The sequence below is a fragment of the Lentzea sp. NBC_00516 genome (assembly GCF_036346835.1).
GTDB classification, from domain to species: Bacteria; Actinomycetota; Actinomycetes; order Mycobacteriales; family Pseudonocardiaceae; genus Lentzea; species Lentzea sokolovensis.
The window spans coordinates 1,025,181-1,038,143 of sequence record NZ_CP107840.1; the positions used below are offsets into that span (position 1 = coordinate 1,025,181).

Here is a 12,963-nt window from a genome sequence, read left to right on the forward strand (position 1 = left end):
ACATGATCAGAGTACTCGCGCTGGCCCTGCTGGCCGTCGTGGCGACCGCCCCGGCCGCGCACGCCGCCAGCCCCGTCGGCATGACTGACGGCTTCTACGTCGACCCGGACTCCAACCCCGCCGTGTGGGTGCGCGACCACGCGGCCGACGGGCGCCAGGCCGCGATCAAGGCGAACATCTCGTCCAAGCCGATCGCCCGCTGGTTCGGTGCCTGGAGCGGCGACATCAAGACCTCGGTGTCGGCCTACGTGAACAAGACCGGCACCAAGCTGCCCGTCCTGGTCGCCTACAACATCCCCGGCCGTGACGCGTGCGGCGGCCACTCCGGAGGCGGTGCCGGCACGCCGGAGGCCTACCGGACCTGGATCTCCTCCTTCGCCTCTGCCATCGGCACGCGCCCGGCCGTGGTCGTGATCGAGCCGGACTCGCTGGCGGACTTCAACTGCATGGACAGCGCGAAGATCGCCGAGCGGACGGCGATGATCAGGTACGCCACCGAGCAGTTCAAGGCCAAGGCGCCCAACACGTGGGCCTACCTCGACGCCGGCAACGCGCAGTGGGTGCCCGCCGCGGCGATGGCCACCCGCCTGGACTCGGCGGGCGTGCGCAACGTGCGCGGCTTCTCGATCAACGTGTCCAACTACCACACCACCGCGGCCTCGACGGCGTACGGCAACTCGGTCAGCGGCGCGCTTCCCGGCTACACCAAGCCGTACGTGATCGACACCAGCCGCAACGGCAACGGCCACAACGGAGAGTGGTGCAACCCCGGCGGCCGCAGGCTCGGCACGCCCGCTCGCACCGGTGGCGGCGCGGAGATGTTGTTGTGGGTCAAGGTTCCCGGCGACTCGGACGGGCGCTGCGGCAAGGCGCCGGGTGTCGACGCAGGCAAGTTCGACCCGCAGCTCGCGTTCGACCTGGTGTACGGCTACTGAGTCTTGACCAGGGCGCGCAGCGGTGTGGGCCCGCGGTACTCCGCGAGTTTGCGCCGTGACTGGTTCTCGTCCAGGGCGACGTTCTCGAGCAGGTCGAAGAGCTTCCGGCTCCGCTCGACGGCCGCCTCGCCCTGGGCGAAGACCCTGGCCAGGCCGGATTCCACGTGGACGAGCGGCGACGCCTTCTCGAACTCGAACAGCGTGCACGCCGACTGGAACGCCGCCGACGCCGCCTCCTCTGGCACGATGCGGACGATGGAGGAGTTCGCCAGCAGCCACACGAGCTGCTCCTCCATCACCCGGTCGTCGCCGAGCCGCATCCGCAACGCCAGTTCGTGCAGGTAGAAGACGCACTTGGGACCGTTGGGGCGGCGCATGACCGCCTGCCTGTCCAGGTCTTCGATCGGTTGTCCGGTCGCGGCCTGCACGGCACGCGCGTACTTCGGCGTCCGCAGCAGGCTGTTGACGGTCAGGACGTCGTAGGCGGTGATGCCGGTGGACATCGCCTCCGTCATCTCGAGGGTGCGCAGGCTGTCCGGCGCCTGCGCGAGGTACGGGTCGAAAGCGTTGTGGTAGCGGCGAAGGAAGTCCTCGAAGTAGTCGATGTCCTTGCCGCACACGGTGAGGTACTGCGCGAGGTCGATGTCGGTGCCCTTGATCTTGCCGTGCTCGAGGTTGGAGACCTTGCTCGGATCCCAGCCGAGCTGCAGCGCCATCGCGCGGCCCCTCAAGCCGGTGAACCTCTGCCTGAGCCGGCGCAGTTCGTCGCCCATGTCCCTGCTGTACGCGGTGGAAGTCGTCACGGTCACGACCTCGAACGTATGGGTTGGAACAACTCCATGCCACGGGCTCGTTCGGGTGAAAACGCGTTCTTGAACGCGCCGCTGTGGCTGGTCTCAGGCCGCCTTGACGAAGGGACATGCGTTGATGAGGCGGCCCTGGATCCCCGCTCTTCTCGCCGCACCACTGGCTCTGGCCTTCGCCGCACCGGCCTCCGCACAGGCGACACCGGTTCGTCCTCGACTGCGGCCATCGCACGGATGGCGGCGGGCCTCGGGTACTCGAAGTTCACGTTCGCGCCGTACACGAACCAGTCGTTCTGGGCGAGCCTGAAGTCGAACCTCGGCTCACTGGTCGACCGCGCGTACCTGCAGGGCTACGCGGGCGGCGCGGGCAACAACCCGGCGACCTGGAACCGCGCGCTCGGCATGACGGTGGACCCCGGCCGGCATCACCGGCGGCTTCATGCGGCTCTACGACGACATGAAGGCGTGCGCGGCACAAGGCACCGCGGCGGCCTACGCGAGCGCGATCCGCACCGGCGTCAGCTAGTCGGGTCGAGCAGCTTGCGGAGCTCGGCCTCGAAGTCGACGTAGTCGTTCTCGTGACCGGGGGCGACCACGTCGTAGGTGGAGTTCAGGAACTCCTGCATCTCCGACGACTGCACGTGGAACACCGCGTGCGACACGTCGGACCGCAGCTCGAGAACAGCCGTCGTGGAGTTGTGGGGCCGCAGCGTCACGTCGCCGGCACCGCTGGTGGTGATCAACCCGTCGGCGAGCAGGTCGCGGCTCACGAGCCACACGGTCTCCTGGCGTCCCATGCGGAACGTCATGGTCACGGCGTGCGGGTCGTCGGCGCGGTAGCCCAGCTCGACCTCGACGGGCAAGGGGCGCCCGGAGGGGGCGATGAAGGCGAAGACGGACTCGGCGCCCACTCGTGTCACGTTCGTCATGCCCCCTAAGACGTACAGCAGCCTCCGTGGATGCCTCGATCAGGAAAAGCGATCAGAACGTGATTTTCAATGGTCCTGAAGTATGACTTTTGACAACCGGCTTCGCTCACCAGGTGAGACGAGCCTGTTTAGCTGTTCTGACCTGCGGTTTTGCGTTCTTTGTGCTGGTGGGGTTCGGTCATCTGTGGAAGAAATCACCAGCTCGGACGCGCTGGATGCGGTATGGGGAAGGCCCGGATGCTGAGACGGTGAAGCCCGTTACCTTAATTCGACTTAAATGTGGAAGTGCTTTCCGTAGTTAATTCAGCACGGAAAGTGATGGCCGCAGGGCGGTGAGGTCGGCGACGAGCGACGCCGCTCCGTCCCGCACCTCGACGGGCTGGGCCGGGTCCTGCGTCAGCTCGCGACAGATCCGCACAGCGGCGTCCCGTTCGCGCTCGAACACGCCGAGCACAGCGTGCAGAGCGGCGTCGAGGTGGTCGGCCTGCTCGTGGTCGGCGGCCGCGACCGCGGCGCTCACGACGGCGAACCCCAGAGCGTCGCCACGGCGGAACAGCGCCTCGGCCGTCTCCTGAGTGACGAACGTGTCCGCGGGGTCGAGCACCAGCTTCAACAGCACCGGGCGGGCCGCGGACACGTCGGCGAAACTCGCGAGACCGCGGCCCGCGTCGGCCCTGTCCCGGTGGTGAGGACTGGCGGCCAGCCGGACCAGTGCGGTCACGGCGGCCTGCCGGGCGTCGTCGTCGGTGGCGGTCATGCCGGGTTGCCGCGCGGCCGCAACCGCCCACCCGGCAGCGGCGGCGCCGGCAGGCGATCACCGGGATAGCCCTCGACCCGCCCGAACCGGTCCGTCTCCGCCTGCCACTCCTCCCGGAACCCGGCGATCTCGTCGTGCGTGCGCCCGACGAAGTTCCACCACATGACGATCTCCTCGCCGAACGGCTCCCCACCCAGCAGCACGACCCGCGCCCCGGCAACCGAGGACAGCGTCAGCGTCGACCGGCCGGTGCCGACGTACCCGAGCGACCCAGGAGACAACGCGGTCGCACCCAGCGTCACGTCACCGGTGTCGAGCAGGACGCCGTGCTCGAACGACGGCGCCACGTCCAACGTCAGCGACGCACCGGCAGGCAGCACGATCTCGGCGCCGAGCAGCGGGGTGAAGGTGCGCACCGGCGACGTCGACCCGGCCAGCGAGCCGAGGAACACGCGCACAGCGGCACCATCAACGGCAACGGTCGGTGGGGCGTAGTGCTGGAAGTCGCGCGGTGCGTCGCGGTGGGCGCCGGGCAGGGCCAGCCAGAGCTGCACGCCGTGGAGCACGGAGGACGCGGCGGTGGACACCTCGGAGTGCGCGATGCCGCGGCCGCCGGTCATCAGGTTGAGTTCGCCGGGGCGCACGTAGGCGTGGACGCCGTGGCTGTCGCGGTGCTCGATCTCGCCGGTGAACAGCCAGCTGACGGTCTGCAGGCCCGTGTGGGGGTGTGGGGCCACGTCCATGCTGACGTCGTCCGGGCCGTAGTGGTCGCAGAAGCACCACGCGCCGATCAGCGACCGTTGTTTCTGGGGGAGCGTCCGGCGGACCGACATCGCTCGCGGGCCGCCCAGGGGGACGTCGCGCGGGGTCAGGACTTCCACGTCGCCGGGGGAGGAGGTGCACGTCACTTCTGCGGGCTCGGCCTCGACATTGCTCACGGGGTCGATCGTAAGCTGGCGCGGGGGGAGCAGTGGATCTTCGCGCGCACGTGTCGGGCAGCGGGTACGAGCTCGACGACGCACAACTGGAAGCCATCACGAGGCTCAACGAGCTCGCAAGCCAACGCAGGGGTGTCTACCTGCACGGGCCGGTCGGCCGCGGGAAGAGCTTTCTGGCGGACGCGCTGTTCGACGTGCTGCCGGAGCCCAAGAAGCGTGTGCACTTCCACGCGTTCTTCCAGGAGCTGCACCAGAGGATCTCCGAACGGCTGCACGAGCGCGGCGCCGTCGCCAGGGCGGTGAAGGAGCTGATCGGGCGGGCGAAGGTGCTGGCGTTCGACGAGCTGCACGTGCACGACGTCGGCGACGCGATGCTGATGACGCGGCTGTTGGAGGAGCTCCAAGCGCGCAACGTGATGATCATCGCCACCTCCAACTACCCGCCGGACGGCCTGCTGCCCGACCCGCTCCACCACGACCACTTCCTGCCCGGCATCGCGCTGATCGAGGAACTGATGGACGCGGTGGAGCTCGACGGCGCCACCGACTACCGGCACCTGCACACCGAGCCGCGGTCGCGGTTCGAGACCGGCGAGATCACCAGGACCGCGACCCTGCCGGACACGCCGGTCGTCCTCGAGGTCAACGGCCGCGCGTTCACCGCGCTGGGCACCGAAGGCGCCAGGATCTGGTTCGACTTCGGCGACCTGTGCGAGAAACCGACCTCGACGCAGGACTACCTGGTGCTCGCGGACCGCTTCGACGACTGGGTGATCACGGACGTCCCACGGTTGGGCACCCGCGGCCGGGAGACCAGGCAGCGGTTCGCGAACGTCGTGGACGTGTTGGTGGACAAGGACGTCCGGCTGACGCTCGTGAGCGACCACGCGCTCGGGGAGATCGTCGGCGGCGACACGCGCGACCTCGCCCGCACCGCCAGCAGGCTGGAGCTGATCAACACGACCGGGTGAACAGTTGGGTCGCCTCCACCGCCGATAGGTAGCACAACCGTTGCCTGAATTGTGAGCGAGTGTGAGTCCACTGTGTTCAGACAGCCGTCGCCTTGCGGCGTCGGCGTTGACCCGTACTGGTCTGTGCGGGTCTTCCCGTGGCAGTACCCGTCGCCCGCGCAGCGCGGGTCTTACGCAGGTTTCCAGCGGGCTCGTTTACCGTCGCCCCGCAACTCGGGGAGGACATCTCGCAGCGCACGAGCGCGGCGAGGTTGCACGCGGCGTTGAGATCACGGTCCAGGACCAGACCGCACGCGTCGCAGCGGTACACGCGTTCGCCCAGGCGCAGTTTGGCTTTCACTGCGCCACAGGCCGAACACGTCTTGGAGGAGGGATACCACCGGTCGGCGACATGCACATGCACGCCCGCCCATGTGGCCTTGTACTCGATCTGGCGGCGCAGCTCGGCCATACCGACACCGGCGATGTGCCGGGCAAGCCTGCGGTTGCGGGTCATGCCGGCCACGTTCAGGTCCTCGATCACGACCGTTCCGTGGGTGCGCACGAGCCGGGTGGACAGCGTGTGCAGCCCGTCGCGCCGGACGTTGGTGATCGCGGCGTGCAGCCGCGTGATGCGCGCCTGGGTCTTGCGCCATCGGGCGGAGGGTTCCCGGCGGGTGCGCCGGTCCGGGCCAGTGCGGCGCGCGGCTTGGCGTTGCAGGCGACGCAACTCCCGCTGAGCGGTCTCCAGATGCCGCGGGTTCGGGATGATCTCGCCGGTCGACAGCACGGCCAGGGACTTCACGCCCAGGTCCACACCCACAACGCTCTCCGGCCGGGTGGGCACGGGATCGGCGCGGGTGATCTCCACGGAGAACGCCACGAACCAGCGGCCGGCCCGGAAGGAGACGGTCGCAGAGCGGATGCGCGCTGTACCACGCTCGACGTGCCGGGCGAGCTTGCGGGTCGACTCGTGGGTGCGCACCATACCGATACGGGGCAGTTTCACGTGCCGCCGGTCGTCGGCGAGGCCGAACGCGCCGGTGGTGAACCGGCACGACAACCCGGACCGGCGGCCCTTGAACCGGGGGAACCGAACCCCTTGGCCGCGCCGCTTCCCGCTTGTGGAGCCGACCCAGTTACCGAGCGCGGCCGCGAGGTTGGCCAAGCCGGACGAATAGGCCTCCTTCGAGTTCTCAGCCCACCACGGCGCGACCTCGTCCTTGCCCTGGTTCCAGCCCTTGCGCAGGCTGTAAGCCGACCACGACACCGGCGGGGTGAGCTGATCCTCGGGAATGTCGTAGGTCTTCTCGGCGGCACGCTGGTCCAGGTTCACCCTGATTCGCGCCAAGCCCCAGTTGAACGCGTACCGCTGCGCACCACAATGCGACCGCAGAGCCGAATGCTGCCCCGCGGTCGGATCGAGCGCGAACCGATACGCCTGGATCACCGTGACCATTTCACCGACACCGTAGCGGCCGACACCGACAACACCGCCCTGGCCCCGCTCCACGAAAACTCACACAACTCCGCGTTTGTTCACGTTCCACCAAACAGTTACAACCCCTGTAGTAGGAGCAGCAAGTGATGATGGTGCGCGCCCGCGTCGGCGAGCTCGTGGAGAGCAACCGGTTCCAGATGTTCATCGTCGGCGTGATCGTGATCAACGCGATCACCCTGGGAGCCGAGACGTCGACCGTCCTGGAAGCGAAGTTCGGCCCGCTGTTGACGACGATCGACCACCTGGCGCTGGCGATCTTCACGGCCGAACTCGCGGCCCGGCTGTACGCGTTCGGCTGGAAGTTCTTCAAAGACCCGTGGAACGTCTTCGACTTCATCATCGTGGGCATCGCGCTGATCCCGGCCGCGGGACCGCTGGCCGTGCTGCGCAGTCTCCGGATCCTGCGCGCGCTGCGGCTCGTGGCGATGGTGCCGAGCATGCGCCGGGTCGTCACGGCGCTGGTGCGGTCGATTCCCGGCCTGGTGTCGTTGTCCGGTCTGCTGGTGCTGCTCGTCTACATCGGCGGCGTGATCGCGAGCAATCTGTTCGGCGACACCGGCGACCCCCGCTTCACCGGTCTGGGCCCGACGTTGCTGACGCTGTTCCAGATCACGACCGGCGACGGCTGGTCGGACGTCATGCGCGACCTGATGGTGCAGAAGCCGTTCGCGTGGATCTTCTTCCTGATCTACCTGCTGGTCGGCACGTTCACGATGCTCAACCTGTTCATCGCGGTCGTGTGCAGCGCCATGCAGGAGGAGGTGACGGTGCCCGCACCCCGTTCCGCGGGCCACGACGACCTCCTGCTGATGGAGGTCCGCGCGCTAAGGGACGAAGTGCGGTCGATGCGTCAGAACGCCTGACAGCAAGCCAGGGATCCCGATCGGCGACGCCGCCGTACACCGATCGGGATCCCTGCAACCCCCGCCTTCTACGGGGTGACCGGGATGTTCGACACGCCCTTCTTGGCCCTGGTGACCGTGTTCGAGGCGTGCACGACATTCGGGTTGGCCTTGCACTTCGACGTGGACGACACGTACACCGCGTACTCGCCGACGTTGCCGAGGTCGGACTTGTTGCCGCGCCACACGTTCCCGCAGCCGTTGCCGAACGCGGGCGTGGTGCTCGGGTTGTGCGTCTCGTAGCCGTTCTTGAACGTGCCGGGCGAGGCGAAGGTGCCGGTGTTGTTCTCGATCCGGTAGTCGAAGCCCTTCACGTCGATCCAGGAGTCGGCGGAGTTGGCGCCGGAGATCCCGGTGCCGTTGAACGTGTTGCCGCTGATCAGGCCGCCCTGCGTGCCTTCTTTGACGTCGATGTGCTCCGCGGACACCCCAGGGCCGATCCTGTTGTTCAGCACCTGCACGCGGTCGGACTTGTCGACGCCGCCGGAGTTGCCGTGGCACTTCCAGTTCGAGTTCGCGGAGCCGATGTACACGCCCTCGCCGTAGTCCTTCGTCACGACGCCGGCGTCCGTGATCGTCGAGTTCCTGATCACGCCGTCCGCGGAGGAACGCCGGAAGTGCACGCCTTCCTCGTCGGTCCTGCGCACGGTCACGCCGTCGATGGTGACATGGTGGGAGTTGTCGAGGACGATGCCCTTTTTCGACTCCGCCACCGTGATGCCCTTGATGTTCCAGTAGGGCGCGTTGTACAGCCACAGGCCGTAGCCCGAGTCCCAGCCCGCGGTCGGCACCGGGCAGGACGGTGCCGTGCCGGACGGGCCGTCGTTGACCAGCACGGCCGACGAGGGCCCGGTGAGCGTGATCGGGTTGCCGGACGTGCCGGCCTTCTGCGAGACGAACGACCCGCGGTAGGTGCCGGACGCGAGCTGGATGGTGTCACCCGGCTTCGCACCGGCGAGCGCCGCCTTGAGCTGGTCGGCGTTCGACACCGGGATGGTGGCCCGCGCACCGAAGTCGTCCTCTGTGGACCCCGCGGCGAAGGTGGCCGGGATGTTCTTGAGGAACAACGACTTCGCCGAGTCGGTCTTGGTCGCGTCGACGCCGTGACCGCCGGTGTAGTCGCGCTGCTCGTTCTTCGCCCAGTCCGTGATCGGGGCGCCTCCGACGTCGAGGTGCTTGTAGGCACTGCCGTTCCAGCCGAACTGGTAGACCCGTGACTTCTCGCTGTAGAAGGCGTCGTAGGAGCCACCGGTCGACAGTTGCTTCGTCATGCCGTTGTTGAAGAACACGTTGCGCGGCCCGGAGGCGCCCGACCACTTGACGGCCTTCTTGCCGGCGCCCCACCAGATCGGGAACCAGTTCGAGTCGTCGGGCCCGCCGCCGCCCTCCTCACCGCAGTTCGCGCGGCAGTTGCCGGAGCGGTGTGCGTAGGAGACCTTCACGCTGTTGTTCTCGAACAGGTTGTTGCGCTCCCAGCCGCCGTGCAGGTTCAGGTCGGAGTCGAAGTCGTTGCCGATCACGACGTTGCCCGACGCGGACCACTGGAACGTGAAGTGGCGCAGGTTGCGGGAGGTGTTGCCGGCGTAGAGCGAGTCCCACACCCGCGAGCCGCGGAAGTAACCGTTGCCGCCCTTGCCCTTGTTCCACGAACCGTCGAGGTGGTTGTCGACGATCTGGAGGTTCTTGGCCTCCTCGGTGACGATCGGGTGCGAGCCCGTCATCTCCGCCCTGATGCCGCGCACCCACGAGTTGGCCGCCCACTTGAAGACGATGCCGTGCATCTCGTCAGCGGGAGCCATGTTGCCGTAGTTGTTGGTGGCCTCGGCGGGGTCGAGGTTCGGCATCGCCTGCGTGAAGCCGAAGTTCTCGAACCCGACGCCGAGGACCGGGTCCACCAGCGGCGACACCTTCGAGTCGTACGTCGCCCCGCCGATCGCCGGTGAACCGTCCGAGGTGGAGTTGACCGGAACGTCGAACTCCAGCGGCTTGTCGAGCGTGACGGTGGTGCCCGACACCGACGCGACGGTGAAGATCTGCTGCCGCATGTGCATGTTCAGCATCGGGTACGGGGTGCCCGTGGCGAACTGCTGCTCGTAGAACTTGACCGAGTTCGCGGCACGGACGTTGACGAACATGCCCGCCTTGATCGCACTGGCGGAGGCGAGCTTGATGGTGCGGTCACCGGCCTTGGCGGCGGCGCTCACCTTCGCGCCGGCCTTCCAGTGCACGTTGATCGTGCCCTCGAAGATGTCCTTGCGGTTCTCCGGCGCCGCCGCGTGGTCGCTCGCGTAGCTCGCGTGCACCCCGCGCGACTGGACCCGGAACAGGCCGCGGCCCGGCCACAGCCAGCCGCCCTTGCCCTGCCCGGACGTCATCCCGTCCTCGTCCCAGTCCGAACCGTCCGGCGTCAGGGAGTCGTACCGGGTGTTCGCGTCGGGCGTGTAGACGATCTTCGTCGCCGTCGCGCCGGCACCCCTGATGATCAGGTAGTCGGCGTCGGCGTGCAGTTCCTTCGACACCTTCAACTGGCCCGCCGGCAGCGTGATGGTGCTGAGCTTCGAGTAGCTCGCACTGGGCGAACACTGCGTCTTGACGGCGTCGATCGCGGCCTGGAGCCCTGCCGTGTCGTCGGCCGCGTCATCGGGACGCACGGAGAACTGAGAAGCGAGTTCCGCCGCCGTGATCTGACAGGCGGCGCTCGGGTTCACCTCATTGTTCCCCGGCAGCACACCATTGCCGCGATACCCGGCCTTCGACCAGTCGTACAGGCCGGAAACAGGTGCGCGCCGGTTGCCCGACGAGACGTCCAGGCCCGTCAGGGCAGGTGCGGCGATCGCCGTGGCAGCGGGAACGGCCAGGGAACCTATTAGAAACAGGGATAGCAGGGGCAGGGAGGTTCGCATCATTGATTGACCTCGTTTGGCAGGGCGGGGCCATTTCTTTGTAGTAGAGGTGTAGACCTCTGTCAAACTTTCACATTCATGAAATAGATAATGATGCAATGGTTTTCAATGACGGTTCTTGCCTGATCGGACAATGCACGGAGCAGCTCACGCGTCTGAATCGTGTGAGTCGATCGGGCCGGCCACGTCCCGGAGGGGCGAATGAGGTCCCGCGGGCGCTGTACCGGGATTTCTGCCAGGCGGCGTGGAATCCCGCTTCCCGCTGTCATCCGGTTGGTTGCCGGGCCACCCGTTCGTGTCCGAACCAAGCCTGAACGGCGGATCGCTGACTGGGCCATCAGCTGCAAAGGTCAGTTCCTGTTCGGCAGTGAGCGTTCCAACGAACAGGAGCCACCCAGACCATGGCGAGCCCCACTGTGAAGCCGGTTCTGCGCACCGACTACCAGCGTTCCGTCGCGGACTACTGGAACAAGGAGAAGGACCCGGTCAACATCAAGCTCGGTGAGGTGGACGGTCTCTACCACCACCACTACGGGCTCGGCCAGTACGACCCCGCGGTCCTGGAGGCGCCGCTCGCGGTGCGCGACCAGGCGATCATCGCCGAGATGCACCGGCTGGAGACCGCCCAGGCCGAGGTGCTGCTGGACGCGTTCGGCGACGTTCCCGTGCGCGGCCACCTGATGGACGGCGGTTCCGGCCGCGGCGGCACGAGCTTCATGGCCAACGCCCGGTTCGGCGCCCTGGTCGACGGCGTCAGCATCTCCGAGCAGCAGGTGGCGTTCGCCAACGACCAGGCCGTGGAACGCGATGTCGCGGACCAGGTCCGCTTCCACTTCAAGAACATGCTCGACACCGGCTTCGAGACCGGCTCGTTCAACGGCATCTGGACCAACGAGACCACGATGTACGTGGACCTCCAGCAGCTCTACGGCGAGTTCGCGCGGCTGATCGCGCCCGGCGGCCGGTACGTCTGCATCACCGGCTGCTACAACGACCTGACGGGCGGCCGTTCGCGGGCGGTCAGCCAGATCGACCAGCACTACATCTGCAACATCCACCCGCGCAGCGAGTACTTCAGGGCGTTGGCGGACAACGGTTTCGTGCCGATCAGCGTGGTCGACCTGACGCCGGACACCATCCCGTACTGGGAGCTGCGCGCCAAGTCGTCGGTCGCGACCGGAGTCGAGGACCCGTTCCTCACCGCCTACAAGGAAGGGTCGTTCCACTACCTGTTGATTGTCGCGGACCGCATCTGATGAGGGATCTCCTCACGGGGCCGTCCGGGCTGGGCACCTCCGCTGCCCGGCTCGGACGGCCCGAGGCCGTTGCTCTGCCGCCCGAACCCGGTTATGCCGAACGCCCGTGGGGTGACGGCACCGCGCCTCCGCTGTACGTGCCGGTGCTCGAACGCGAGGACGCCGTGCTGGCGGCAGCCGTCGACGAACGCCTCGTCGCGTGGGCGGGGGAGTGCGGTTTCGAGGAGCCGGAACGGTTCCTGGGCGGCATGTTCGGCCGGCTCGCGGTGCTGACCCACGTGGACACCGACGACGTCGACCAGCTCCTGATCGCGGCGAAGCTGAACGCGGCGTGGTGGGCCGCCGACGACCTGTACGCCGACAGCACCGAGATGGGCGCGATCCCGGCCGAACTGCCGCCGCGCCTCGCGTTGGCGATGGCCGCGATGGACCCGGTCGCGCCCGCCGCCGAGTTCACCACCGAACTGGAGGAGACGCTCGCCGCCGACCCGGTGCTCGTCGGCCTGCGCTCGGGCATCGCGCACCTGACGTCCCGCACCACAGCGACCGTGGTGCAACGGGTCTGCTACTCGACGTTCGCGATGTTCGTGTCGTGGGGCGCTTACGCGGCCTGGCGGCACACCGGCAACTACCCGCCCGCGTGGCAGTACCTCGCGACCCGGCAGCACGACACCTTCTACACGTCGATGACGCTGATCGACGCCGTCGGAGGCTACGAACTGCCCGCGCCGCTGTACTACGACCCGCGCGTGCGGCAGCTGCTCACGGCCGCGGGCACGGCGTCGGTCATGGTGAACGACCTGGTGTCGGTGGAGAAGGACGCCGCCGACGAGCAACCGGTCTGCAACATGGTGCTGCAGATCGCCGCCGACCGGGAGTGCTCGATCGCCGAGGCCACCGCACGGACCGTGGAGCTGCACAACCAGCTGGTGCGCGATTTCGAGGCCGGGCACAAGGCACTGCTCGCGGTGCCGTCGGTGGAGCTGCACCGGTTCCTGAAGGGCACCAAGGCCTGGATGGGCGGCGGCTTCGAATGGCACACCACGCATCCGCGTTACCGGTGACCACAGGACCTCCTCGCGTGCG

12 protein-coding genes are annotated in these 12,963 nt (G+C 67.7%); 6 read left to right on the forward strand and 6 right to left on the reverse strand.

The features are described 5' to 3' along the window. Positions 1-2 precede the first annotated feature (2 nt). The gene (locus tag OG205_RS04405; protein ID WP_330274944.1) at positions 3-935 is read left to right on the forward strand and encodes a glycoside hydrolase family 6 protein; all 933 of its coding nucleotides are present in this window, start codon (positions 3-5) and stop codon (positions 933-935) included. On the opposite strand, the gene OG205_RS04410 is transcribed toward OG205_RS04405, so the two are convergent. After that, positions 929-1,744: a helix-turn-helix domain-containing protein gene (locus tag OG205_RS04410; protein ID WP_330274945.1), complete on the reverse strand. Its 816-nt coding sequence runs from the start codon at positions 1,742-1,744 to the stop codon at positions 929-931. The genes OG205_RS04405 and OG205_RS04410 overlap by 7 nt on opposite strands. Positions 1,745-1,975: 231 nt before the next feature. Between OG205_RS04410 and OG205_RS04415 the strand changes: the two genes are divergently transcribed. Then, positions 1,976-2,311, forward strand: a complete 336-nt coding sequence (locus OG205_RS04415) for a hypothetical protein (protein WP_330274946.1) — start codon at positions 1,976-1,978, stop codon at positions 2,309-2,311. Here the strand turns inward: OG205_RS04415 and OG205_RS04420 are convergent. The 3 genes from OG205_RS04420 to OG205_RS04430 all read right to left on the reverse strand — a co-directional run bounded on the left by OG205_RS04420 (position 2,260) and on the right by OG205_RS04430 (position 4,365). Further along, complete coding sequence (locus OG205_RS04420; protein WP_330274947.1) at positions 2,260-2,670, reverse strand: SsgA family sporulation/cell division regulator; 411 nt, start codon at positions 2,668-2,670, stop codon at positions 2,260-2,262. The two genes, OG205_RS04415 and OG205_RS04420, sit on opposite strands and share 52 nt — an antisense overlap. Before the next feature lie 298 nt (positions 2,671-2,968). Then, a complete protein-coding gene (locus tag OG205_RS04425) occupies positions 2,969-3,427 on the reverse strand; it encodes a hypothetical protein (protein ID WP_330274948.1) in 459 nt (152 codons plus the stop codon). Continuing rightward, positions 3,424-4,365 (reverse strand): pirin family protein, encoded by a 942-nt coding sequence (locus tag OG205_RS04430; protein WP_330274949.1) that lies wholly within the window; start codon positions 4,363-4,365, stop codon positions 3,424-3,426. The genes OG205_RS04425 and OG205_RS04430 overlap by 4 nt, the downstream gene beginning before the upstream one ends. Before the next feature lie 32 nt (positions 4,366-4,397). Between OG205_RS04430 and zapE the strand changes: the two genes are divergently transcribed. Continuing rightward, complete coding sequence (zapE, locus tag OG205_RS04435; RefSeq protein ID WP_330274950.1) at positions 4,398-5,336, forward strand: cell division protein ZapE; 939 nt, start codon at positions 4,398-4,400, stop codon at positions 5,334-5,336. Between the two features lie 76 nt (positions 5,337-5,412). On the opposite strand, the gene tnpB is transcribed toward zapE, so the two are convergent. Further along, on the reverse strand, positions 5,413-6,774 hold the full coding sequence (gene tnpB / locus OG205_RS04440) for an IS607 family element RNA-guided endonuclease TnpB (RefSeq protein ID WP_330274951.1): 1,362 nt from the start codon (positions 6,772-6,774) through the stop codon (positions 5,413-5,415). Between the two features lie 128 nt (positions 6,775-6,902). Here tnpB and OG205_RS04445 point away from each other — a divergent pair, with 128 nt between their 5' ends. Beyond that, complete coding sequence (locus OG205_RS04445; RefSeq protein ID WP_330278099.1) at positions 6,903-7,679, forward strand: ion transporter; 777 nt, start codon at positions 6,903-6,905, stop codon at positions 7,677-7,679. Between the two features lie 68 nt (positions 7,680-7,747). On the opposite strand, the gene OG205_RS04450 is transcribed toward OG205_RS04445, so the two are convergent. Continuing rightward, positions 7,748-10,624 carry a right-handed parallel beta-helix repeat-containing protein gene (locus OG205_RS04450; RefSeq protein ID WP_330274952.1) on the reverse strand — a complete coding sequence of 959 codons (2,877 nt, stop codon included), beginning with the start codon at positions 10,622-10,624 and terminating at the stop codon, positions 7,748-7,750. A 398-nt stretch (positions 10,625-11,022) separates the two neighbouring features. On the opposite strand from OG205_RS04450, the gene OG205_RS04455 reads away from it, so the two are divergent. Together OG205_RS04455 and OG205_RS04460 are read left to right on the forward strand one after the other, a co-directional pair. Next, the gene (locus OG205_RS04455; protein WP_330274953.1) at positions 11,023-11,877 is read left to right on the forward strand and encodes a geranyl diphosphate 2-C-methyltransferase; all 855 of its coding nucleotides are present in this window, start codon (positions 11,023-11,025) and stop codon (positions 11,875-11,877) included. After that, complete coding sequence (locus OG205_RS04460) at positions 11,877-12,941, forward strand: family 2 encapsulin nanocompartment cargo protein terpene cyclase (RefSeq protein ID WP_330274954.1); 1,065 nt, start codon at positions 11,877-11,879, stop codon at positions 12,939-12,941. The genes OG205_RS04455 and OG205_RS04460 overlap by 1 nt, the downstream gene beginning before the upstream one ends. Positions 12,942-12,963: the final 22 nt, after the last annotated feature.